The organism is Micromonospora sp. NPDC047670 (genome assembly GCF_043204915.1).
GTDB lineage: Bacteria > Actinomycetota > Actinomycetes > Mycobacteriales > Micromonosporaceae > Micromonospora.
The window spans coordinates 97,625-119,610 of sequence record NZ_JBIDDA010000017.1 but is presented as its reverse complement, the minus strand read 5'-3'; the positions used below and the strand labels follow the sequence as shown (position 1 = coordinate 119,610).

Below are 21,986 nucleotides of genomic sequence, written 5' to 3'. Positions count from 1 at the left end.
CCGTGCGGTACCCGCGAACGACGCGGGCAAATCTCCAACGAGGACAGCCGTGCCGGGGTGCGGCGCCGGCTCACTCGGCGACCGGCAGCACGACCTCGTTGCGGCGCAGGAACGACGGTGTCCACGGCGGGTCGAAGCGCGCGTACCGGACCGCGCCGGTGGGGCGCAGCCCGGCCGCGGTGACCGCCCGGCCGAGCGCGGTCGCCCGCCGGTCGAACGCCCGCGCCGTCCACCGGCCCCGGAACCGGACCGCGGCGGCGAGCTGCCCGGGGACGCTGCGGGTACGTACCCGGGGGTCCGTCGGCTCGGGCAGCGTGTGGGGTGTGCAGGCCGCCGGCAGCACGATCCGCACCAGCCAGCAGCCCGGCCGGTCCGCCTCCTCCTGCAGGTACGGCGCGGTCATCGCGATCGTCGCCGGGCCAGCCTCGCGCGCCGCCGGCCCGCCCCCACCCTCGGCGCGGGAGCGGTTGGCGCCCCCGATGTACGCGGCCAGCGGCCGGAAGCCGTCCCGGGCGGCCTGCTCGAACGACCCCTCGACCCGCACCTCGGCGATCAGGTGCGGCGGGTAGCGGCGCAGCTCGAAGCCGGGGTGCCGGGTCACCACCCGGTACGGCTGCTGCTCGGTCATCGCGCGCTCCCCGTGGCCAGGGCCCCGTCGAACGCAACGCTACCGTCCGTCGACCTCCGGCTCAGGCGAAGTCGCGTCCTCCGGCCGGGGGCGCGCGGCCGACCGGGTCAGCCGCCAGTACTGCCGTTTGCGCTCGTCGCGGACCACCACCCCGCAGCGGGCCAGTTCGCCGCGCAGCTCCCGCGCCTCGCCGCCCCGGTCGTCGTCGAGCGCCCGCTGCCGGGCGCGCAGCAGCGCGTCCGCGCCGATCGGCAGCCCGGGCAGCCCCGGCACCCACCGCCGGTACGCGTCCCGGTGCGGGTCGGCCTCCGCCCACGGCCAGCCGTGCTCCCGGAAGGCGGCGCGCAGCCGGTCGGGGGCCAGGTCCGACTTCTCCCGGACCAGCTCCTCGTCGTCCGGGCCGAGCAGCACCAGCTCCCTGCCGTCGAGGAACACCGCGCGCACCTCCCGGCGCTGGACCTCCCACCGGGTGCCGTCGCGGCGCAGCCCCACCCGCTCGGCGCCCACGGTGACGGCGAGCCGCTCGGCGGTGCCGATGGCGGCGACCACCAGGCCGCCCAGCGCGCCGACGGCCAGCCCGCCGATGCTGGCCTGCGGGTCGGGTAGCCCGGCGACCAGTTCGAGCAGGTCCTGCGCCGGTGCCCAGGGCAGCTCGGCGAGCCACCCCGCGCCCGCGGTGAGCAGCCATCCGGCGCCCGCCCCGAGCAGCGGGAAGCCGCCCCAGAGCAGCGCCAGCTCCGCCGCGCCGCCGTCGACGACGGTGGGAGCGCCGTAGCCGTCCACCGTCACGACACCTCGCGGCGCAGGGTGCGGACCAGCCCGGCGGCCAGCGGGACGACCAGCCAGACCAGCAGCGACACCCCGAGCCGTGCCCACTGCCCGGCGGTCACGTCGGGAGTGAACAGGGGTTCCATGGTGCGGCCCGTGTCGAGCCAGCCCGCCGGCCCTTCCAGCGGCCGGATGATCCCGCCGAGGATCGACCAGAGGGTCGGCAGCAGCAGGTAGCCGACGATGGCCAGCGGCGTGTTGAGCAACAGCAGGCCGAAGCCGGCGCCCATCAGCACGTTGGCGACCTGGAACACCACGGCGTGCAGCAGCAGCGCCCCCTCGAAGCGCCAGGTGCCCGCGCCCCCGGTGGCCCCGGCGACCAGCGTGCCGACGGCCGCCACGGCGAGGCTGACCAGCACCGACGCCAGGGCGGCCAGCACCGTCGCGGCCAGCTTGGCGGCGATCACCCGCCCCCGGCGGGGCACCAGGGCGAACGTGGTCAGCGCGCTGCGCTGCGACCACTCGCTGGTGATCGACAGGATGCCGAGCACCGGCAGCAGCAACCCGACCGGCAGCAGCGTCGAAAGGAAGAAGTTGGCGTAGGTCTGTTCGGCGTCCGGTGCCCAGATCAGCTGGACGACCACGAGGGCGGCGGCGAGCAGCCCGATGGTGACCAGCAGCCACAGCCCGGCCCGGGTGTCGACGAGCTTGCGCAGCTCGACGCCGGTGAGCCGGAGCGGCGACGGTCGGCGTACCGACGGACGGTGGTGGGGCGTGCCGGTGGACGGGTTGGCGGTGGTGGTGGTCATCGGACGGCCTCCCGGGTCGACGCGCCGGCGGTCAGGGTGAGGAAGAGCTGTTCCAGGCCGCCGCTGCCGGCCGGGCGCAGTTCGGTGAGGGCGACGCCGGCGTCGGCGGCGGCCTGCCCGACCGCCTCGGCGTCGGTGCGGACCAGCAACCCGTCGGTGCCCTCGGTGACCGGCAGCCCGGCCCGGTCCAACGCGCCGCGCAGCGCCGCCGTGTCCCGCGCCCGGACCAGGGTGCCGCCCCCGGCCAGCAGCTCGTCCTTGTCGCCCTGGGCCACGATCCGGCCGCCCCCGATCACCACCAGCCGGTCCGCGACCGCCTCCACCTCGCGCAGCAGGTGCGAGGAGAGCAGCACGGTGCCGCCCCGGTCGGCGAAGTCGCGCAGCAGGCCGCGCATCCAGAAGATGCCCTCCGGGTCCAGGCCGTTGGCCGGCTCGTCGAGGATCAGCACGCGCGGGTCGCCCAGCAGCGCGTGCGCCAGGCCGAGCCGCTGCCGCATCCCCAACGAGTACGCCCGGACCCGGCGCTTCGCCGCGACCGCGTTCAGCCCGACCAGGTCGAGCGTGGCGGCCACCCGCCGGCGGTCCACGCCCATCGTCGCGGCGGCGACGGCCAGCGCCTCGCGGCCGGTGCGCCCGGCGTGTTGGGCGGAGGCGTCCAGCAGCACGCCGACCTCCCGGCCCGGGTTGGGCAGCTCCCGGTACGCCCGGCCGACGACCGTGGCGCCGCCGCCGCTGGGCGGGGTGAGCCCGCAGATCATCCGCATGGTGGTGGACTTGCCGGCCCCGTTGGGCCCCAGGAAGCCGGTGACGGTGCCCGGCTCGCAGCGGAACGACACGTCGTCGACGGCGGTGTGCCGCCCGTACCGTTTGGTGAGGTGTTCCACGTCGATCATGTCGGTCAGGCTGCCCGCGCCGGCCGGCTGCCCGCTGCGGCCGACGGTCTCGCCCGGCGGCTACCTTGGTCGACGCCGAGGTGTCGACTTTGGTAGCTGGCCGGTGTCCCGGCCGGCTGCCTAGCATGGCGGCGTGACCAGCGCCGCCGTACCCGATCATCCCTGGCTGCTGCCGGGGGCGCTCGTCGAGGCGGCCGGGCGGACCCGGCGGACCGCGCGCGACTGGCTCGTGGACGGCCTCGGTTTCCTGCTCGCCCTCGGCTGGGCGGTGCTGGCCTTCGGGGACGCCGCGTCACCGGACCCGCAGATCGCGCTGAACGCCGGCCCGGCCTGGTTGGAGGAGCTCGACTTCGTGTGCGGGCTGACCGCCGCCGCCGCGCTCTGGGTGCGCCGGCGCTGGCCGGTGGGCCTGGCGGTGGCCACGCTGCCGCTGGGGGCCTTCTCCGTCACCGCCTCGATGGCGCTGCTGATCATCGTCTTCACGGTCGCCGTGCGCCGCCCCTTCCCGGTCGCGGCCGGGCTGGTCGGCGTGCACCTGCTGCTGGCGTTCGCCTACTACGGGCTCCGCCCGGACCCGGCCTTGTCCTTCTGGGCGGCGATGGTCTGGACGGTGCTCTTCATCGCCGCCGTGCTGGCGTGGGGGATGTTCGTCCGGGCGCGACGACAGCTGGTCGTGTCGCTGCGCGAGCGCGCCGAGCGGGCCGAGGCCGAGCAGCAGTTGCGGGTGGCGCAGGCCCGGCACCTGGAGCGCACCCGGATCGCGCGGGAGATGCACGACGTGCTGGCACACCGGATATCGCTGCTCAGCCTGCACGCCGGGGCGCTGGAGTTCCGGCCGGACGCCGCGCCGGAGGAGGTGGCGAAGGCGGCCGGGGTGATCAGGACCAGCGCCCACGCCGCGCTGCAGGACCTGCGCGAGGTGATCGGGGTGCTCCGCGCGGAGACCTCCGCCGAGGAGGATCCGGAGCGCCCGCAGCCCACCCTGGGCGACCTGCCCGCGCTGATCGAGGAGTCCCGGGCGGCTGGGGTGCGGGTGAGCGTCCGCGACGTGGTCCCGGCGGTGGATCGGGTGCCGATGGCGGTGGGGCGCAGCGTCTACCGGATCGTGCAGGAGGGGCTGACCAACGCCCGCAAGCACGCCGCCGGCGCCGCGGTCACCGTCGACGTGACCGGCGGCCCCGGCGACGGGCTGACCGTGGAGATCCGCAACCGGTGGCCGGTCGGCGGCATCACCGGCCCGGAGATCCCCGGCGCCGGCACCGGCCTGGTCGGCATCGCCGAACGGGTCAACCTGGCCGGCGGCCGGTTGGCGTACGGGCGGGACGACTCGGGCGACTTCCGGCTGGCCGCGTGGCTGCCGTGGCCGGCGTGACCGGGCCGGCGACGCCCGGCACCGGCGCCGAGGGGCCGGTGCGGGTGCTGATCGTCGACGACGACGCGCTGGTCCGGGCCGGCCTGTCGATGATCCTCGGCGGCGCGCCGGACCTGCTCGTGGTCGGCGAGGCCGCCGACGGCAGCGAGGTGCCCGCCGCCGTGGCCGCGTGCGCGCCGGACGTGGTGCTGATGGACATCCGGATGCCCCGGCTGGACGGGCTCGCCGCGACCGAGGCGCTGCGGGCGTCGCCCGACCCGCCGGAGGTGCTGGTGCTGACCACCTTCGACGCCGACGAGCAGGTGCTCCGGGCGCTGCGGGCGGGGGCCGGGGGCTTCCTGCTCAAGGACACCCCGCCGGCCGAGATCGTGCGGGCGGTACGCCGGGTGGCGGCCGGGGAGGCCACCCTCTCCCCGGCGGTGACCCGCCGGCTGATCGACCACGTCACGGTCCCCCGCGCGGCGGCCGGCCCCGATCCGCGCCGGGAGCGGGCGCTGCGGCAGCTCGACGGGCTCAGCGAACGGGAGCGCGAGGTCGCCGTCGCGCTGGGGCAGGGCCGGACCAACGCCGAGATCGCCGGCGAGCTGTTCATGAGCGTCGCGACGGTCAAGGCGTACGTGTCGCGGCTGCTGGTCAAGCTCGACCTGAACAACCGCGTCCAGGTCGCCCTGCTGGTCCACGACGCCGGCCTGGTCTGAGCCGCGCGTCGTCGGCGGCTCCGGCCCGCCCGGATTGAACTACCCGGGCGCGGGGGCCGTACCAGTTGCCGAGGATGCGGTGCGGCGCGTCAGCCGCACCGCTGCCGGAGCCGCGGGAGGCCTGCCGTGCGAGTTGGTGAGCAGTCGACGGATCCCTTCGACCAGATCCTGGGCGAGGTGCCGGTGCCGGCGCCGTTGACCCCCGAGGACGTCCGGCTCGCGGTCCGGGCGGTGGTGGTGCACGCCGCCGAGGAGTGGCCGGCCGGTCCGCTGTGCCGCAACGACGGCGTGACGTACCCGTGCCGACTGCACCGCTGGGGGCGGCGGGTGCTGGAGCGGCACGGGCTCAACGAGCGACAGATCGACGCCCTGGTCCGGCACGGCAATCCCTTCGTGCACGTGCCCTTCCCGTTCCCGGTGACCGGTTCCGCGCCGACCCGCGCCGAGGGCGGGCCGGGCACCCGCCGGGTGGTCGCGCCCGCCGGCCCCGGCCGGCCGGCCCCCGCCACCGCGCCGCGCTGGCCCCGGGCGAGCTGAGCGGAGGCAGCGCCCCGCTCGCGGCGATCCGGGCAGGACGACGCCGGCCCGGGCACGGGGTTTCCCCACCCGCGCTGCGGGCCGGCGTCGCCGTGGCCGTCGACCGGTCGACCCGGCCGCCGTCCGGTCCGACCGATTCTCCGTCCGGCACGCCCGGTCGGGCCGTCCGACCCGGCCGGTCGTGCCCGGTCCGCCGGCTCAGTCGTTGCCGGCGCCGATCCCGCAGTCGGGCGCGGACCAGCTGGTGGTGTTCGGCGTGCGGTCGCTGTCGTTCTCGCGGCGCGAGTCCACGTGCACGTGGTCGTCGTGGTCCGGGTAGCCCGGCCCGTAGATCCCGCTGAAGCCCCGGTTGCGGGCGTCCCGGGCCACCTGGCACAGCGACTTGCTGCGCGAGTACACGTCGGCGGCGTTGCCGTAGAGGTGCTGGCTGTCCGACGCCCCGCCGACCTGCTCGTTGCAGCCGCGGCTGCGGAAGCCGCTGCTGACGTGGAGCGGCTGGTCGCCCAGGCCGCGCCGCATCGCCTCCAGCTTCCACATGGTTCGCAGGGCGTTCTGCCGGGTCTGGGCGGCGGAGAGCGGGCCGCCGGTCCACCCACCGCGGCCGCAGCCGTCGTCCAGCTCGGTGAAGCTGAAGTGCCGCGGGGTGCAGTCGTTGTCCTGCAGTTCGTAGAGCTTGGCGTAGGTCTGCGGCCCGGCGACGCCGTCGACCCGCAGCCCGTACGCGGACTGGAACCGCCGGACCGCGGCGGCGGTCTTGGGCCCGAAGCGGCCGTCGTTCTCCACGATGTCCCGGTGGCCGGCCCAGCCGGCCACCCGGATCTGCAGTTGGCGGACGTCGTCGCCGGAGCGCCCCTGGTAGAGGTTGCGCTTCCACGTGTAGCAGCCGTCGGCATGGGCCGCTGGCGCGGCGACCACCGTGGCGATCGCGGCTCCCGGCATCGCCAGGGCGAATGCGACAACCACTCGTTTCAGGGTGTTAACGCGCACAGAAGTCCTCCCGATAGGAGTGCGATTGGGGTGGCGTCCGGGACATCGACCGGGACGTCCCGCGCTTTCCACCCTGGCAGTCGGGCGGCCCTTTGGTGGCAATTAACGAGAATTGTCCTCGCGATCCGCAGTTCCTGGGTCTTGCCTGGGAATCGGCCCTGTTTGCGAACCACCCATTCCCTGCGAACTGACCGCAGGAAACCGTGAACGGCGCGGAAAGGCGCAGGCGGGCACGCCGATGCTGATGTTCGCGGGGCGGTCGCGGGCGGTAACGTCAGCGCCGGCGGGCACGGGGGAGGAGGCGGCGTGGCGCGCGGTGGCGTCTTCTGCATCGAGGGCCAGTGGCACCGGGACCTCAACGAGCGCGGCTCCGTCCTGCCCACCCTCGAACTGCTCGAACGGCTCGGGAAGATCCGTTTCATCCACAAGGACGCGGCGACCCGCGACGAGCTCTTCTACTTCGTCGACCGCTGGCTGCTCAAGCAGTACGCCGACCACCGGGTGGGCTTCTTCGCGATGCACGGCGAACCGAGCCGGCTCTGCCTCACCGACTGGGAATCCGTCGAACTCGCCGACGTCGCCGAGTTGATGGCCGGCCGTTGCGAGGGCCGGCGGCTCTATTTCGGCAGCTGTTCCGTGCTGCGCGCCTCCGACGCCGCGCTGCGGGACTTCCTGGACGCCACCGGAGCGGCGCTGATCTGCGGTTACACCCGGGAGGTGGACTGGGTGGAATCGGCGGCCTTCGAGACCGTGCTGCTCGACGTGCTGGCCAACGGTCAACGGCACAACGCCGCCGAGCTGCGGATGGGCTCGGCGCACTGGGCGCCCCTCGCGTCGTATCTCGGCTTCCGGATCATCTACGCCAACGGCCGCGCCTGGCGGCCCTCGGCCCGCCCCCGGGTGCCCGCGCAGCCCGCCGCCGGCCGTGCCGCGCCCCGCCCGCGCTGACCGACTGGTAGAAACGGGTGGTGGCACGCAGCATCGCGACGAACACCCGGGTCGACCGGGCCGAGCTGGTCGAGTTCCTCCGGCCACGGCACCGGGTGGTGCTGATGACCACCCGCGCCGACGGGCGGCCGCAGTCCTCACCGGTCTCCGCCGGGGTGGACGCCGAGGGGCGGCTGGTGATCTCGACGTACCCGGAGCGGGCCAAGGTGAGCAACATCCGACGCGACCCACGGGTCTCCGCGTGCGTGCTCTCCGACGACTGGAACGGGCCCTGGGTGCACCTCGACGGCACCGCCGAGGTGCTCGACCTGCCGGAGGGGCTGGAGCCGCTCGTGGAGTACTTCAGGTGCATCTCGGGCGAGCACCCGGACTGGGACGAGTACCGGGCGGCGATGGTCCGCCAGGGCAAGTCGCTGATCCGGGTCACCATCGACGCCTGGGGCCCGGTCGCCACCGGCGGTTTCCCCGCCCGCCTCGCCGACTGACGCCGGTGTCGCCCGGCCCGGCCGCCCGGCCGCGCCCCGGCCGCCCGGCCCGCCCGCCCTCAGTAGGCGGCGGTGAACCGCGCGTTCTCGTGGCGCGGGGTCTCGATCTCGTCGACGATGGCGACCGCCAGGTCCTCGTAGCTGAGCACCGAGCGCCCCTCGTGGTCGGTGACCGGCTGGTCGCCGCCGGTGCGGTAGTGCCCGGTGCGCTCGCCGGGGTGGAACTCCAGCGGTGGCGGGGAGACGTACGTCCAGCTCACCCCGTCGGCCGAGGAGCGGTAGAAGTCGAGGGCGTCGGCCTGGCCCCGCGCGGCGTCGCGGTACTCGTCGGGGAAGTCCGGCTCGTCGAGGTAGCGGGTGCCCCTCGGGGTGAGCAGGGTCGACCCGCCGCCGACGTGGATGATCCGGGGCGCGGCCGGCAGGCCCCGCAGCGCCCCGACCAGGCTCCGCGCGGCGTCCAGCCAGAGGCCGCGCTCGCCGCCGCCGATCGCCACCACCATGGCGTCGGTGTCCGGCGCCAGCTCCCGGACGCTCCGCTCGCTGGTGGCGTCGCCGGTGACCACCTTGACCGCCGGCGGGAGATACGACGTGGCCTCCGGGCGGCGGACCGCCGCGGTGACCCGGTGCCCCCGGTTGACCGCCTCGGCGGTGATCCGCGAGCCCGCGGTGCCCCCCGCCCCGAACACGACGATGTTGCTCATGACCGCCTCCCGCCCCGCCCGTCCGGCCCGGCGGACGTAGCCGACTCCAGGCTATTGAGCGGCGCCGCCGCGCGCTGGCGGACCGGGGATCCCGGCGGTCCCGCCGGGCCCTCGCGCTGTCGCGCGGCGTCGGGGACGCGGCGGAGCGGTGCGCGGGCGCGTGACGATGCCCGGCGCGCTCAGTCGAGCAGGGCGGAGTAGACGAGCTGGCGTAGCTGCGGCCGCAGCGGGTGGGTGCTCGACGGCATGAGCTGGGTGAAGAGGAGCGCGGTGACCTCCTCCACCGGGTCCACCCAGAACGCCGTGCTCGCCACGCCACCCCAGTAGTACTCGCCGACGCTGCTCGGCACCCGGCTGGGCACCGGGTCCTGCACCACGGCGAAGCCGAGCCCGAAACCGATCCCGTCGAGGGTGGTCTCGGCGAAGCCGCCGGTGGACAGCGTGCCCAGGTCCCGCCCGCCGGGCAGGTGGTTGCGGGTCATGAAGCGCAGCGTGCGCGGACCCAGCAGGCGCACCCCGTCCAGCTCGCCGCCGCGCAGGAGCATCTGGGTGAACCGGTGGTAGTCGGCGGCGGTGGAGAGCAGTCCGCCGCCGCCGGAGAGCAGCAGCGGCTTCTCGTACGCCAGGGCGCCCAGCCTGTCGTAGCGGACCGCCCGGCCGGTGCGCGGGTCGGGCGCGTAGAGCGCGGCGAGCCGGTCGGCGGCGGCACCCTCGGCCCACCAGTGCGTGTCGGTCATGCCGAGCGGACGGAAGATCCGGTCGGCGAAGAAGGCGTCCAGGCTCTGCCCGGAGACCACCTCGACCAGCCGGCCGAGCACGTCGGTGGCGACCGAGTAGCCCCAGGCCGTGCCGGGCTGGAACAGCAGGGGCAGCTCGCCGAACGCCCGGCAGGCGGTCGCCAGGTCGACGTCCGCCGGCGGGTACAGGTCGTAGCCGGCGGCCCGGTAGAGGCCGTCGACCACCGAGGTCTGCATGAAGCCGTACGTCAGGCCGGCGGTGTGGGTGAGCAGGTGCCAGACCCGGATCGGCTCGATCGCCGGCACCGTGTACGGCTTGAGGGCCGAGCCCTTGGCGTAGACCCGCAGGTCGGCGAACTCGGGCAGCCAACGGCTGATCTCGTCGGTCAGCTGGAAGCGGCCCTCCTCCCAGAGCATCATCGCGGCGACGGAGGTGACCGGCTTGGTCATCGAGTAGATCCGCCAGAGCGTGTCCGCCTCGACGGGCGCCCCCGCCTCGACGTCGCGCAGCCCGTACGTGGACGAGTGGGCGATCTCGCCGCGCCGGGTGACGACCACCTGCCAGCCGGCGAGCCGGCCGTCGTCGACGTACCTGCCGAAGTGCGCGTCGATCCGAGCCAGGCGCGCCGGGTCGAAGCCGATCACGTCCGGGTCGATGCTGCGTGCCACGCTCACGCCGCCGAAACTACTAGTTGGTACGCCCGCCCGGAAGGGCCGGCCGCCACACCTGTCGCACCCCGTCAGTAGCCTGGCCCGATGCCCGAGCTGACCGAGGACGCCACCTTCCGCGACGAGGACTGGTACGGCGAGGAGCTGTTCGACCGGCACTTCGTCCGCTGCTCCTTCTTCCACGTCGACCTGACCGAGGCGGTCAGCCGGGGCGCGGTCTTCGACGGGTGCACCTTCGGCAACGTGCGGTTCAACGCCTCGCGGCACACCGACTCGGCCTTCACCCGCTGCGCCTTCCAGCGCTGCAACCTCTTCGAGGCCGAGTTCACCGGCTGCAAGCTGGTGGGCAGCACGTTCACCCAGTGCGACCTGCGGCCGTTGACGATCGCCGGCGGCGACTGGTCGTTCGTCGCGCTGCCCGGCGCCGACCTGCGCGGAGTCCGGATCACCGACGTCCGGATGCGGGAGGTCGACCTCACCGGCGCCAACCTGACCGGCGCCACGGTCACCGGCGTCGACCTCTCCGCCGCGCAACTGCACAGCTCCCGGCTCTCCGGCGCCGACCTGCGCCGCAGCGACCTGACCGCGCTCGACCCGACGGTCGTGGAGCGGGCCGGGGCGATCGTCGACCCGGAGCAGGCCATCATGATCGCGCAGGCGCTCGGCTTCGAGATCCGCTGAGAAAACCCGCCGCGGGTTGTCCGGATTCACTGCGACGCTGGGTCCCATGACATGGTGGTCTGATCTTGTGCGGGAGGAGCCCGAGTTCGCCGAGCGCGTGCGGGCCCGCTTCGCGGTACGCAAGCACGGCACGATGGCGACGCTGCGCCGGGACGGTTCGCCCCGGATCAGCGGCACCGAGTTCGACTTCGACGCCGAGCACCTGCGGCTGGGCAGCATGGCCGGCGCGCTCAAGGCCCTCGACCTGCGCCGCGACCCACGGGTGGCGCTGCACTGCCCGACCGAGGACGCTCCCGAGGCCCATCCGGGGGCCTGGGGCGGCGACGCGAAGATCGCCGGACTGGCGCACGAGGAACCGCCCGGCGAGGACGGCTCGCACCGGTTCCGGATCGAGCTGACCGAGGTGGTGCTGACCCGGGTGGGCGACCCGCCGGACCACCTGGTCATCGAGAGCTGGCACCCCGGCCGTGGGCTGCGCCGTCGCCGGCGGCACTGAACGGCCCCCGGCCCGCAACCACCGTCCGGATCGATGTCCGCTACGGTCCGGTGACGAAACTGGATACGCCCGGCCGCCCCGTCCGGCGCGCCCGACGAGCCGGCGCCAACGCGGGACGCCCCCGGCGGGCGCTCGCGTACGCCCGGGCGGCGGCCGGTGGGGAGTGGAGGGTCGGTGGCGGAGGAAGACCTGACGCGGCAGGGTGTCCGGCCGGCGCGGCACGGCGGAGGCGACGGCGACCGGGCGAGCGCCGCCCCCGCCCGGCACCGGCCGTTCCTTCCCCCACCCGGGCGGCGGACCCGCGGCGACCTGCGGCGGCTGGCCCGCGTCCGGCAGCGGCGACGGTGGGCGATCGAGAGTGTCGCCGTGCTCGTCTGCCTGGTCGCCCTCGTGACGTACCTGAACTCCGGCGACCCCGGTCCGGGCGAGGAGACCGGGGGCGGGGTGCCGGCGGGGGTCGGCGGGCCGACCGGGCTCCCCGGCGTCGAGGGGCGCGACCCCGCCGCCGGCCAGGTCTCGCCGGGACTGCGGCCCCGGCAGCGCCCGCCGAGCCCGTCCGCCTCCCCGACGCCGCCGGTGCGCCCGACGCTCGACGCCGGGATGGCCGAGACGCCGGCCGAGGTGGACCTGACCGCGGTGGGCGGCCGGGACTGGGTCCACTGGGGGTTGCGCGGCGCGGACTCGACGGTCCGCAAGCGCGGCGGCACCGGCGACATCCGGGACGAGGGCGGCCGGGGCGCCCTGGGTGGCTGGGACGACAACCAGGAGAGCTTCCGGTGGCGCGACGGCACCCCGGTCGATTCGGTGGGCGGCTCGCCCCACGGGGTCTACCGCTGCGGCGCCGGCAGCGGCTTCAGCCTCGCCGTCGTCGCCGACGGCCGACCGCGCACCGTCCGCCTCTACGCCGGGGTGTGGATGGCCCGGGGGCGGCTCGACGCGCGCCTCTCCGACGGCGGTCCGACCCGGACCCTGCGGATCGAGGACCGGCACACCAGCCGCTCCGCCGAGTTCACCCTCCGCTTCCAGGCGCGCAAGGGGGCCCGGCTGGTGCTGAGCTGGACCGCGGAGGAGGTCTTCACCGACGACTGCGGCAACGTGGGCGTGCAGGCGGTCGCGTTGCGCTGACTGCCCGACGCCCCGCGTCCGCACGGGTCAGCCGGTGCGCGGCGGCGATCGCCCGGCGCTCGGGCGCGTCCCGGAGTAGCGTGGTCGCGACGAGCAGCCGCGGACGAAGGGCAGGGCCGATGACCTCGGGCGAGCAGGTGCTGGACAGCCCGCAGGGCTGGGTGGCCGAGCACATCCGGCGGTACGTGGAGACCGACGGCGCCGAGGGGCACGAGTGGCGGCCCGGCGTCTTCACGCTGCTGCTGACCACCCGTGGCCGGCGCAGCGGAAAGCTCCGCCGGACCGCGCTCATCTACGGCCGCGACGGCGACGCGTACCTGGTGGTCGCCTCGCAGGGCGGCGACCCGAGGCATCCGGCCTGGTACCTGAACCTGCTCGACGAGCCGCTGGCCGAGGTGCAGGTGGGCGCCGAGCGGTTCACCGCGCGGGCGCGTACCGCGACGGCCGAGGAGAAGCCGCGGATGTGGTCCACGATGGCCGCCATCTGGCCGGCGTACGACGACTACCAGGCGAAGACCGACCGGCAGATCCCGGTCGTCGTGCTCGAACGGGTCTGACCAGGGGCGCCACCGGCCCCGGTCGGTCCCTCGCGCGGGGGAGCCGGTCCACCCCCGCCGGGGAGCCGGCGCGCCGCGTACGACGGCATCGTCGCAGGCATGACCACCACGCTGCCGCCACCGGCCCCGACCCGCGCCGCCGTCCGGCGGCGCCACCCCGTCCTGCCGTACGCCGTCATCGCCTGGGCCCTCGCCCACGGTGCGGTGCGGGTGCGCTGGGCCCTCGTCGGCGCGCCGGAGTTCCCGCCGCTCGACACGGACCTCGTGGTCTTCACCGGCTGGTGGGCCGTGGCGCTCTGCGCCGCCGCCGGTCTGGTCGGCGCGGGGCTCGCCGCCGCCCGCTCCTGGCGCCCGGCGCTGGCGGCGGCCGGCTGGGTCGTCTGCGCGGCGGTGCTGCTCTCCTGCGCGTTGCTGCTGCTGGACGTGGTCGGGCTGCTGATCCTCGACCCGGGCGCGGCGTTCCACCCGGGCGCCCTGCTCAGCCGGCTCGCCTGCCTCACCGGGGCCGCGCTGCTGCACGCGGCGCTCCTCGGTCACCGGCGTCGGCTGCGGGGGGACTGTCGCCGGTGCGGCCGCACCGGCCCGGTACGCGACGCGTCGGCGGCGGTGCCCGCCTGGGCCCGGGCGGCGGCCTGGGCGGCGGTTCTCGGATGCCTGCTGCGCCTGGCCGCCCAACTGTGGGTCGGCTTCGAGGACATGCCGCTCAGCCAGGGCGCGTCGATGATCGCCTTCGAGGTCGGCTTCCTGCTCGCCGGCGTGCTGCTGCCGCTGGCCCTGGTGTACTCCTGGGGGGTGTTCTGGCCCGGCTGGGTGCCGCTGCTGGCCGGCCGGCGCGTCCCCCGGCTGCTGCTCCTCGTTCCGGCGGCGCTGTTCTCCGTCGGCCTGGTCTGCTACTTCGGGGTCGGCATCGCCCAGCTCACCGTCGAGACGGTCACCGGCACGTTCGACCCGGGCGACGGCCGCTACCCGCTCGCGTTCTTCTGGGTCGCCGAGCCCGCGTACTGGCTGTGGGGCTGGGGGCTGGGGGTCGCGGCGGTCGGCCACCACCTGCGTACCCGGCGCCCGTGCCGGGGCTGCGGCCGCTGAGCCGGGACAGTTTGTCCGTCGCGCCGTGTTCAGCGTGCCGTAACTTTCTGCTGTCCACGCCCGACCATCCTCTGTGGAGGCACGACCGATGAGCAGCACCACCACCCGCACCGTCCGTCCGACCGCCCCGCGGGGCGCCGGGGAGCCGTCCGGGGAGGTGCTCCGGGAGATCCCGCTGCCGCCGTACGTCACCGCCGAGGACGCGCAGTTCGCCGTCCGGGCGGTGGTGGTGCACGCGCCCCGGCGCTGGTCCGGCGGGACGGTCTGCCGCAACGACGCCAGCCCGCACCCGTGCCGGCTGCACCGCTGGGGGACCCGGGTGCTGGCGCAGCGCGGCCTGCGCCCCGCCGACATCGCCGCGCTGATCGCGGGCGGCGACCCGGACGCCGAGCCGCCCCACCGCCCGAGCGCCTGAGCGCCGGCGGGGCCCTCGCACCGGGCCCCGCCGGCCCCGTCAGCAGGCGACGGGCTTCACCCAGGAGCACTCCCGGCCCTCCGGGACCCGGGGAGCGTCGGGCGCCCTCGGGGGCGCGACCCGCGCCGCGGTCGCGGCCTTCTCGGTGTACGAGGCGAGCGCGATGGCGATTTGGTCCTCCAGCCCCTTGACGGACGAGGCCAGGTAGTTGTTCAGCAGGATGGAGAACGCCAGCACCCGCCCGTCGGCGTCGGTGACGTAGCCGGACAGGCCGGAGACGCCGGTCAGGCTGCCGGTCTTGGCGTGCACGTTGCCGGCCGCCGGGGTGCCGCGCATCCGGCTGCGCAGCGTGCCGCCGACGAAGCGGTCCGCGTCGCCGGCGACCGGCAGGGCGGCGTACCAGGTGTCGAACCAGGGCTCGGCGCGGACGGCGGTGAGCAGGTCCACGAACTCGTCGGCCGGGATCAGGTTGCGCCGCGAGAGCCCGGAGCCGTCCCGCTGGCGCAGCGTGCCGGTGTCCATCCCGGCGTCGGCGACGTACTCGCTGATCGCCGCCAGTCCGGCGGGCCAGGTGCCGGAGCCGGTGAGCACCCGGCCGATCTCCTTGGTCAGCACCTCGGCGTGCCCGTTGTTGGAGAGCTTGAGGAACGGCACCATCAGCTGGGACAGGGGCATCGACTCGTGCCGCCCCACCTCGGCCGCCTCCTCCGGGGTGGCCTGGCCCAGCACGGTCCGGCCGAGCACCCGCACGCCGTGCTTGCGCAGCGACGCGCGGAAGACGTCGGCGGCGTAGCCGGTGGGCTCCCAGACGGTCACCCAGTCGCTCTGTGGTTGGTCGCCGAGCGCGATCTGGCCGGTGACCACGACGGTGTTGCTGCCGTGCGCGCGCTCGAAGGAGATCGAGGTCTCCCCGTCGGCGACCGTCTGCGCCCGGTTGTCGATCTTCAGGTAGCCGGTGGCCGGGGTGGTGGTGACGACCGGGCGCGCGCCGGCGCTCGCGCCGGGCGCGGCGTGCACGATGACGGTGCCCGCGTCGTAGTCGGTGTCCGGCGCCACCGTCAGGGCGGAGACCTGCGCCGCGTAGTAGTAGGGCTCGTCGTCCCACGTCCAGTCGGGGCCGAGCCGGGTGTTGTCGTAGCGGGTGTCGTCGGCGACCAGGTTGCCGGTGACCACCCGGACGCCCTTGGCGGCGACCTGCGCGGCCAGCGCGTCGTAGTCGGCGGCGAGCATGGTCGGGTCGCCGCCGCCGCGCAGGTAGAGGTTGCCGGAGACGAGGCCCGCGCGGCGGGTGCCGGTGGTGCGCGCCTCCGTGCTGAAGCGGTGCCCGGGCCCGAGCAGCTCCAGCGCCGCGGCCGAGGTCAGCAGCTTGGTGTTGGAGGCGGGCACCAGGCGGCGGTCCCCGTTGCGGTGATAGACGGGCGCACCGGTGGCGGCGTCCTTGACGACCACCGACGCCTGCGCTCCGGCCAGCCGGGAGTCGGCGAGGATCGCGTCGATGGTGGCGTTCAGACGGGTCGCCGCGGGGGTCGGCGACTCGGCGGTGGCGGTCGGGGCCCCGGCCGTGGCGGCGGCGGCCACCAGCGCCGCCAGCGCGAGCGTCCGGGGGAAGAGACGACGATGCATGCGCTGATGCTGCCACGGAGGAATCTTCCAGAGAAGACCGTTGACCGAAAGAAAAGTGCAGCGCTGGGATGTGAGCGGCGAGACGCCTTCCGGCGGGCAGCCGGGCGGCGCGTTCGTTGTTGCATTCGGCATGGACGAGCGCTCCGTCGACGTGCTGGTGATCGGGGCCGGACAGGCCGGCCTCTCCGCCGGCTACCACCTGCGCCGCGCCGGCTTCGCCCCCGGCGAGGGCTTCGTGATCCTGGACGGCGACGACGGGCCGGGCGGGGCGTGGCGGCACCGCTGGCCCACGCTGCGGCTCGACCGGGTGCACGGCTTCCACGACCTGCCCGGCCTGCCGTTCCCGGCGGCGGCGCCCGACCGGCCGGCGGCCGAGGTGGTCAGCGCCTACTTCGCCGCGTACGAGCGCGCGTTCGACCTGCCGGTACGGCGTCCGGTCCGGGTCCGCGAGGTGCGCGACCGGGCCGACGGCCGGCTGGACGTCCGGACCGACCGGGGCGACTGGTCCACCCGGGCCCTGGTCAACGCCACCGGCACCTGGACCCGGCCGTTCTGGCCGCACTACCCGGGCCGGTCCAGCTTCCGGGGCCGTCAGCTGCACACCGCCGACTACCGGGGCCCCGCCGAGTTCGCCGGCCGGCGGGTCGTGGTGGTCGGCGGCGGGACGTCGGCCGTCCAGCTGCTCGCCGAGGTCTCCACCGTCGCGGCCGGCACCACCTGGGTGACCCGCCGCCCGCCCGACTTCCGCGACGAGGAGTTCACCCCCGAGCGGGGGCGGGCGGCGGTGGCCCTGGTCGACGCGGCGGTCCGCGCCGGCCGGCCCCCGGCCAGCGTGGTCGCGGTGACCGGGCTGCCGCTCACGCCGGAGCTGCGCCGGCTGCGCGAGCGCGGCGTGCTCGACCGCCTACCCGTGTTCGACCGGATCACACCCGACGGGGTGGCCTGGGACGACGGCAGGTTCGTGCCCGCCGACGTGATCCTCTGGTGCACCGGATTCCGGGCCGCGTTGGACCACCTCGCGCCGCTGCGGCTGCGCGCGCCCGGCGGCGGTATCACCATGGACGGCACCCGGGTGGTCGCCGACGAGCGGATTCACCTGATCGGGTACGGACCGTCGGCGAGCACGGTCGGCGCCAACCGGGCCGGCCGCGCGGCGGTTCGCGAGATCCGGGCCCGGCTGACCCCGGCCGGCGCCCGGCACTGACCCCGCTCTATTTGACGGATCCCCCGACACGGGGCAACGTAGGCCGTGAAGGGGCTCTCACCTGCCCCAGGCTGCGACGGCGATGTGCGTGTCGCCCTTCCATCGCCTCCGACGTGCGCTCGTGCGCGGGCCGAGCCCGGTCCGCACCACGAATCCGAGAATCCACGAGGAGTTCCGCCATGCTCACCATGACCGACAACGCCGTGCTGGTCATCCGAGACCTCGCCAACCAGCAGGACGTCGCCGAGGACGGCGGGGTGCGGATCGCCGCCGACACCGAGGCGGGCTCGCTCACCGTCGAGCTGGTCGCCGAACCGGTCGAGGGCGACCATGTGGTCGACAACCAGGGCGCCCGGATCTTCCTGGACTCCGACGCCGCCGAGCTGCTCGGCGACGCCTCGGTGGACGCGAGCGTCGACGACGAGGGCATCGTGCAGTTCGGGTTCACCGAGAAGCAGTGACGGCCGGTCAGCCGGCCCGGCGGGTCTCCCCGCCCCGGTGCGGCCGGGCGGGCCGGCCCCGTTCCGGGCCCGCGTGACCGGACCGCCACGCCCCCGGCCGGGTCTCCCGGCCGGCGTGGGGCAGCGCCGCCAGCACGTGCGCCAGGTGGTGCGACGTGCTCCACGCCGCCCAGTTGCTGGCCGACCCCGCTCCGGCGCCCCGACGGGCGCGCCGGACGATCTCGTGGTCGCCCCAGGAGAAGTCGGCCCCGGCGGCCGGCCAGTGGGGCGCCGAGACCAGCGCCCGACACAGGTCCGCGAACCGGTCGTCGCCCCGCCCGCCCCGCCGGGACCAGCGGTACACCCACCAGGCGTCGTCGGCCGTGTAGCGCACGGTCGGCAGCCGGTCGCCCGGCTGCTCGGCGCCGGGCACCGCCGAGCCGACGCCGTAGTCGGCGTACCCGACGCCGAGGTGGGCCAGGCGCTGCCACAGCAGCCAGTCCCAGCGGTCGAGGCGGACCGGCTCGTCGGTGGGCAGGCGCGTCACCGCCGGCGGCATCCCGCCGGCCGCCACGCTCACCGAGCGCCAGGCGTGCCGGCGCGCCCACTCCAGCAGCCGGCGCAGCCGGGGCTCGGCCCCCCGCACGTCGGCCGCGCAGCACACGTCCCCGGCGTCGAGGAGCAGGTCGCACTGCTCGGGCACCAGGCGGGTGAACCGCCAGACCCGCTCCACCGCCGCCGTGGCCGCGTCCGGGCCGGTCCGGTCCTGGCCGACCCGCAGCCGGACCACCGCCCGGTGGGCGTGGGTCCGGGCCGCCACGCCGTGCGCCACGAGGCGCGGGTCGCTGTCCGCGAGCCCGATCACCGGCACCAGCGGTACGCCCCACCGGGCCAGCTCGGTCTCCGGAGCGTCGGGCAGGTCGGTGACATCGACGCCCGGGAGCAGCCCGTCGGGCAGCCGACCGAGCACGTCCAGTGTGTACGAGTCCAGGATGGACACCTGGAGGACCGGGGCGAGCAGCGGCGCCACGACGTCGTCGAGATGACTGAGCGCCTCCAGCTCGCCCCGCCGGTTGGCGAGGATGGGGCGGTAGACCGGTTCCGCCGCCCGGCCCCCGTGGGCGGGCACCATACCCCAATGTAGCCAGACATCGGTGTCGGTCACAGGGTCCTTCGGCCCCGGCCCCGGCCCCGCGCCCCGGTACGCCGTCCGCCCCGGTGCGCCTTGCGCCCCGGACCCGGCGGCCGTTCGGAGGCGATCCGCCGGGCCGACGACGACGCCGCCCCCACGGTGGGAGGCGGCGGCCCGGCGTCCCGGTCAGTCGTCGTCGCCGGAGTCGTCATCGTCGTCATCGTCGTCGACCGGCTCCTGCTCGGCCTTGACCACCGTGCCGTTGTCCCGGTCGACGTCGATCTCGTGCTCGGTCTGCCCGGCGACGATCTCCACGCTCCACACCGGGCGGCCGTCCTCCTGTTCGGCCTCGACCTCGACGACCTGTCCGCCGCCCGCCCGGGCCAGCGCGATCTCCCGGGCCCGCTGCTCGGACACGGCGTCCCCGCCGGCCGCCGGGGCGCCGCTGCCCGACGGCGTGCCGGGGGCGGCCGGAGCGCCGCCGGTCGCCGGGGCGGTGGCCGGGGAGGCGGTCGCCGTGCCGCCCGGGGTGGCGGCGGCGGTCGGGGTGGTCGTGGCGGCGGCCAGCGTGGTCGCCCGGGCCGGGCCGCCGTCGGCGGCCGCGACGCCGAGGGTCGCGCCGGCCACGGCGAGCACGGCCAGGCCGCCGACCGACGCCAGGATCAGGGGGTTGCGCGTCATCTCATTTCGCCTTTCCTCGGTTCCTGACCACGAGGATCGCGCCCGACCGGATAGCGCCACGCTGCCCGAACGCTAAGCCCGGGTTAAGGCTCCTCGGACGCGACGGCCGGGCTGCGCCGCGCGCCCGGGCGGGGCGCAGGGAGGGGCCGTGCGGTCCCGGTGTGGACGGGGGCCGGGGCGGCGCGTGCGCCATGGGCGGGCCGGCCGCCCCGCCGGCCCGGGGGCGGTGCGTGCGGTACGGGTGGGCGGGCCGCCCCGCCGGCCCGGGGCGGCGTCGTTCGGCGGGGCGGGTCAGGGCCCCGGCGGGCCGAGTTCGAGGCGCACCTCGGCGCCGCCGGAGGGTGCCGCGTGCAGGTTGAGGCGGCCGCCGGCGGCCTGGGCGGCGCGGCGGGCGATGTCCAGGCCGAGGCCCGTCGAGCCGGCGGTGCTCGCACCACGGTCGACCGTGCCGGGTGGGATCCCCGGCCCCTCGTCCGCCACGGTCAGCACCGCCCGGCCGGCATCGGCCGCCAGCCGGACGGCGAACGCGGTGCCGTCCGGGGTGTGCGCGAAGACGTTGCCGAGCAGGGCGTCCACCGCCGCCGCCAACTCGTCGGCGGGCACGCCCACCGGCAGCGGCCCCGGCGCCAGGTCGAGGGTGACGGCACGTCCGGTGTCCTCGGCCAGCACCGACCAGAACGCCACCCGCTCGGCCACCACCGCCGCCGCGTCGGCGCTGGCCGCCCTCGCCGTCGGCGCCCGCCACCGCGCCTGCCGGATCAGGCCGGTGACCGCCCGCTCCAGCCCGTCCACCGCCGCGGCCACCCGGGCCGCGTCCTCCGGGTCCCGCAGCGACTCGGCCTCCAGCCGCAGCGCGGTCAGCGGGGTGCGCAGGCGGTGGGACAGGTCGGCGACCTCCTCCCGCTCCTGGACCAGCAGCACCTGGATCCGGCCGGCGAGGTGGTTGAGGGCGCCGGCCACCTCACGCAGCTCGGGCGGTCCGGCGGGCGTGACGCGGGCATCCAGTTCGGCGTTGGCCAACCGGTGCGACACCGCGGAGAGCTCGCCGATGGGCCGGACCAGGGTGCGGGCGAGCCGGTCGGCGACGGCCAGCCCGATCAGCACCAGCAGCACGCCGAGCAGGGCCAGCACCAGCCAGGACCGGCTCACCCCGGCGGTCAGCTCCTCGGGCGGGACCACCGTCCGGATCACCCCGGTGCCGTCCGGGCGGCCCTGCACCGCGATCACCACCTCCCGCCCCCGCCCCGACTCGGCGGTGAGGCTCTGCCCCCGGGCGGCCAGCGCCACCGCGGGCGTCCGCGGGGCCGGCGCGCCGAGCACGGTGCCGTCGGGCAGGAACACGCTGACCGGCCGGCCGGACTCGGCGGCCCGTTGCTCGACCGTGAGCCGGATCGTGGCGGTGTCGGCGGTCCCGACGACGGTGACGAGACTCTGCGCGTCGGCCGTGGCCCGCACCGTGGCCCGGTCCTCGGCGACGGTACGCACCAGCAACGCCAGCGGCACCAGGAAGGCGACCAGGGTGAGCACGCTGACCGCGGCGACCAGCAGCGCCATCCGTGCCCTCATCCGGGGCTCCCGGGCACGTCCAGCCGGACCCCGACGCCCCGCACCGTGTGCAGGTAACGGGGTGCCTGCGCGCTCTCCCCGAGCTTGCGGCGCAGCCATGACAGGTGCACGTCCACGGTCTTGTCGGCGCCGCCGTACGGGATCTGCCACACCTCGGCGAGCAACTCCCGCTTCGTGACCACCTGGCCGGGGCGGCCGGCCAGATGGTGCAGCAGGTCGAACTCGCGCGGGGTCAGCTCGACGGGCTCGCCGTCGAGGGTGACCTGCCGCGACCTCGGGTCGACCCGCAGCCCGCCGACCACCAGCGCCGGGTCCTCCGGGGCGGCCCCCGCCCCGCGCCGGAGCACCGCCCGGATCCGCGCGTCGAGCTGCGCCGCCGTGAAGGGCTTCACCACGTAGTCGTCGGCCCCGGCGTCGAGCACCCGGACGATCTCGGTCTCGTCGTCGCGGGCGGTGGCCACGATCACCGGCACGACGCTGACCGCCCGCAACATGCGCAGCAGCTCCCGGCCGTCCAGGTCGGGCAGTCCCAGGTCCAGCACGACGAGGTCGGGCCGGTCGTCGAGCGCGTCGCGCAGGCCGGCCATCGCCGTCGAGGCGGCCGCCACCGCGTGCCCCCGCTCGCGCAGCGCCCGCAACAACGGCGTACGGATCGTCAGGTCGTCCTCGATGAGCAGCAGGCGGGCCACAGGTGGCAGGCTAACCGCCGCGGGACGTGCCGGCCCCCGCCTTAACCGTCCCTTAGCCT

The 21,986-nt window shown here is 75.9% G+C and carries 25 protein-coding genes; 13 read left to right on the top strand and 12 right to left on the bottom strand.

Annotated elements, in window-relative coordinates; all coding sequences use genetic code 11:
* Nucleotides 1-70 precede the first annotated feature (70 nt).
* From ACGF7U_RS28325 to ACGF7U_RS28310, 4 genes are read right to left on the bottom strand one after another with little or no spacing between them, the layout of a single operon-like run.
* Complete coding sequence (locus ACGF7U_RS28325) at nucleotides 71-628, bottom strand: SOUL family heme-binding protein (RefSeq protein ID WP_393111779.1); 558 nt, start codon at nucleotides 626-628, stop codon at nucleotides 71-73.
* Between the two features lie 39 nt (nucleotides 629-667).
* Nucleotides 668-1,417, bottom strand: a complete 750-nt coding sequence (locus ACGF7U_RS28320) for a hypothetical protein (protein WP_393111777.1) — start codon at nucleotides 1,415-1,417, stop codon at nucleotides 668-670.
* On the bottom strand, nucleotides 1,414-2,205 hold the full coding sequence (locus ACGF7U_RS28315; RefSeq protein ID WP_393111775.1) for an ABC transporter permease: 792 nt from the start codon (nucleotides 2,203-2,205) through the stop codon (nucleotides 1,414-1,416). Before ACGF7U_RS28315 ends, ACGF7U_RS28320 begins: the two co-directional genes overlap by 4 nt.
* Nucleotides 2,202-3,098 carry an ABC transporter ATP-binding protein gene (locus tag ACGF7U_RS28310; protein ID WP_393111773.1) on the bottom strand — a complete coding sequence of 299 codons (897 nt, stop codon included), beginning with the start codon at nucleotides 3,096-3,098 and terminating at the stop codon, nucleotides 2,202-2,204. The genes ACGF7U_RS28315 and ACGF7U_RS28310 overlap by 4 nt, the downstream gene beginning before the upstream one ends.
* A 133-nt stretch (nucleotides 3,099-3,231) precedes the next feature.
* Between ACGF7U_RS28310 and ACGF7U_RS28305 the strand changes: the two genes are divergently transcribed.
* The 3 genes from ACGF7U_RS28305 to ACGF7U_RS28295 all read left to right on the top strand — a co-directional run bounded on the left by ACGF7U_RS28305 (nucleotide 3,232) and on the right by ACGF7U_RS28295 (nucleotide 5,705).
* Nucleotides 3,232-4,470 (top strand): sensor histidine kinase, encoded by a 1,239-nt coding sequence (locus ACGF7U_RS28305; RefSeq protein WP_393111771.1) that lies wholly within the window; start codon nucleotides 3,232-3,234, stop codon nucleotides 4,468-4,470.
* Nucleotides 4,458-5,168, top strand: coding sequence for a response regulator (locus ACGF7U_RS28300; RefSeq protein ID WP_393111801.1), 711 nt, complete (start codon nucleotides 4,458-4,460; stop codon nucleotides 5,166-5,168). The genes ACGF7U_RS28305 and ACGF7U_RS28300 overlap by 13 nt, the downstream gene beginning before the upstream one ends.
* 126 nt (nucleotides 5,169-5,294) lie before the next feature.
* On the top strand, nucleotides 5,295-5,705 hold the full coding sequence (locus tag ACGF7U_RS28295; RefSeq protein ID WP_393111769.1) for a hypothetical protein: 411 nt from the start codon (nucleotides 5,295-5,297) through the stop codon (nucleotides 5,703-5,705).
* Between the two features lie 198 nt (nucleotides 5,706-5,903).
* Here the strand turns inward: ACGF7U_RS28295 and ACGF7U_RS28290 are convergent, their stop codons facing one another.
* A complete protein-coding gene (locus ACGF7U_RS28290) occupies nucleotides 5,904-6,692 on the bottom strand; it encodes a D-Ala-D-Ala carboxypeptidase family metallohydrolase (protein WP_393111768.1) in 789 nt (262 codons plus the stop codon).
* A 306-nt stretch (nucleotides 6,693-6,998) separates the two neighbouring features.
* Between ACGF7U_RS28290 and ACGF7U_RS28285 the strand changes: the two genes are divergently transcribed.
* Both ACGF7U_RS28285 and ACGF7U_RS28280 read left to right on the top strand, forming a co-directional pair.
* Nucleotides 6,999-7,640 carry a DUF6642 family protein gene (locus tag ACGF7U_RS28285; protein ID WP_393111766.1) on the top strand — a complete coding sequence of 214 codons (642 nt, stop codon included), beginning with the start codon at nucleotides 6,999-7,001 and terminating at the stop codon, nucleotides 7,638-7,640.
* A gap of 20 nt (nucleotides 7,641-7,660) precedes the next feature.
* On the top strand, nucleotides 7,661-8,125 hold the full coding sequence (locus tag ACGF7U_RS28280) for a PPOX class F420-dependent oxidoreductase (RefSeq protein WP_393111764.1): 465 nt from the start codon (nucleotides 7,661-7,663) through the stop codon (nucleotides 8,123-8,125).
* Nucleotides 8,126-8,184: 59 nt separating this feature from the next.
* Here ACGF7U_RS28280 and ACGF7U_RS28275 read toward each other — a convergent pair whose 3' ends face one another.
* Nucleotides 8,185-8,826, bottom strand: coding sequence for an NAD(P)-dependent oxidoreductase (locus ACGF7U_RS28275; RefSeq protein WP_393111762.1), 642 nt, complete (start codon nucleotides 8,824-8,826; stop codon nucleotides 8,185-8,187).
* Between the two features lie 179 nt (nucleotides 8,827-9,005).
* Nucleotides 9,006-10,238, bottom strand: coding sequence for a serine hydrolase domain-containing protein (locus ACGF7U_RS28270; protein WP_393111760.1), 1,233 nt, complete (start codon nucleotides 10,236-10,238; stop codon nucleotides 9,006-9,008).
* A gap of 81 nt (nucleotides 10,239-10,319) precedes the next feature.
* Here ACGF7U_RS28270 and ACGF7U_RS28265 point away from each other — a divergent pair, with 81 nt between their 5' ends.
* The 6 genes from ACGF7U_RS28265 (at nucleotide 10,320) to ACGF7U_RS28240 (ending at nucleotide 14,592) form a co-directional block, all read left to right on the top strand.
* Complete coding sequence (locus tag ACGF7U_RS28265; protein WP_393111758.1) at nucleotides 10,320-10,913, top strand: pentapeptide repeat-containing protein; 594 nt, start codon at nucleotides 10,320-10,322, stop codon at nucleotides 10,911-10,913.
* A 46-nt stretch (nucleotides 10,914-10,959) separates the two neighbouring features.
* Nucleotides 10,960-11,409 carry a pyridoxamine 5'-phosphate oxidase family protein gene (locus tag ACGF7U_RS28260; RefSeq protein WP_393111756.1) on the top strand — a complete coding sequence of 150 codons (450 nt, stop codon included), beginning with the start codon at nucleotides 10,960-10,962 and terminating at the stop codon, nucleotides 11,407-11,409.
* A 174-nt stretch (nucleotides 11,410-11,583) separates the two neighbouring features.
* Nucleotides 11,584-12,534, top strand: coding sequence for a hypothetical protein (locus tag ACGF7U_RS28255; RefSeq protein WP_393111754.1), 951 nt, complete (start codon nucleotides 11,584-11,586; stop codon nucleotides 12,532-12,534).
* 119 nt (nucleotides 12,535-12,653) lie between these two features.
* On the top strand, nucleotides 12,654-13,091 hold the full coding sequence (locus ACGF7U_RS28250; RefSeq protein WP_393111752.1) for a nitroreductase family deazaflavin-dependent oxidoreductase: 438 nt from the start codon (nucleotides 12,654-12,656) through the stop codon (nucleotides 13,089-13,091).
* 99 nt (nucleotides 13,092-13,190) lie between these two features.
* Complete coding sequence (locus tag ACGF7U_RS28245) at nucleotides 13,191-14,177, top strand: hypothetical protein (RefSeq protein ID WP_393111750.1); 987 nt, start codon at nucleotides 13,191-13,193, stop codon at nucleotides 14,175-14,177.
* An 88-nt stretch (nucleotides 14,178-14,265) separates the two neighbouring features.
* A complete protein-coding gene (locus ACGF7U_RS28240) occupies nucleotides 14,266-14,592 on the top strand; it encodes a hypothetical protein (RefSeq protein WP_393111748.1) in 327 nt (108 codons plus the stop codon).
* A 39-nt stretch (nucleotides 14,593-14,631) separates the two neighbouring features.
* Here ACGF7U_RS28240 and dacB read toward each other — a convergent pair whose 3' ends face one another.
* On the bottom strand, nucleotides 14,632-16,215 hold the full coding sequence (dacB, locus tag ACGF7U_RS28235) for a D-alanyl-D-alanine carboxypeptidase/D-alanyl-D-alanine-endopeptidase (protein ID WP_393111746.1): 1,584 nt from the start codon (nucleotides 16,213-16,215) through the stop codon (nucleotides 14,632-14,634).
* Between the two features lie 130 nt (nucleotides 16,216-16,345).
* Here dacB and ACGF7U_RS28230 point away from each other — a divergent pair, with 130 nt between their 5' ends.
* Nucleotides 16,346-17,419, top strand: a complete 1,074-nt coding sequence (locus ACGF7U_RS28230) for an NAD(P)-binding domain-containing protein (RefSeq protein WP_393111744.1) — start codon at nucleotides 16,346-16,348, stop codon at nucleotides 17,417-17,419.
* Nucleotides 17,420-17,598: 179 nt separating this feature from the next.
* Nucleotides 17,599-17,880, top strand: coding sequence for an adhesin (locus ACGF7U_RS28225; protein WP_393111742.1), 282 nt, complete (start codon nucleotides 17,599-17,601; stop codon nucleotides 17,878-17,880).
* A 7-nt stretch (nucleotides 17,881-17,887) separates the two neighbouring features.
* Here ACGF7U_RS28225 and ACGF7U_RS28220 read toward each other — a convergent pair whose 3' ends face one another.
* From ACGF7U_RS28220 to ACGF7U_RS28205, 4 genes are all read right to left on the bottom strand, one after another.
* Nucleotides 17,888-18,991: a beta family protein gene (locus tag ACGF7U_RS28220; RefSeq protein ID WP_393111740.1), complete on the bottom strand. Its 1,104-nt coding sequence runs from the start codon at nucleotides 18,989-18,991 to the stop codon at nucleotides 17,888-17,890.
* A gap of 186 nt (nucleotides 18,992-19,177) precedes the next feature.
* Nucleotides 19,178-19,672: a PepSY domain-containing protein gene (locus ACGF7U_RS28215; RefSeq protein ID WP_393111738.1), complete on the bottom strand. Its 495-nt coding sequence runs from the start codon at nucleotides 19,670-19,672 to the stop codon at nucleotides 19,178-19,180.
* Between the two features lie 291 nt (nucleotides 19,673-19,963).
* Nucleotides 19,964-21,238 (bottom strand): ATP-binding protein, encoded by a 1,275-nt coding sequence (locus ACGF7U_RS28210; protein WP_393111736.1) that lies wholly within the window; start codon nucleotides 21,236-21,238, stop codon nucleotides 19,964-19,966.
* Nucleotides 21,235-21,927, bottom strand: coding sequence for a response regulator transcription factor (locus tag ACGF7U_RS28205; protein WP_393111734.1), 693 nt, complete (start codon nucleotides 21,925-21,927; stop codon nucleotides 21,235-21,237). Before ACGF7U_RS28205 ends, ACGF7U_RS28210 begins: the two co-directional genes overlap by 4 nt.
* Between the last annotated feature and the right edge of the window lie 59 nt (nucleotides 21,928-21,986).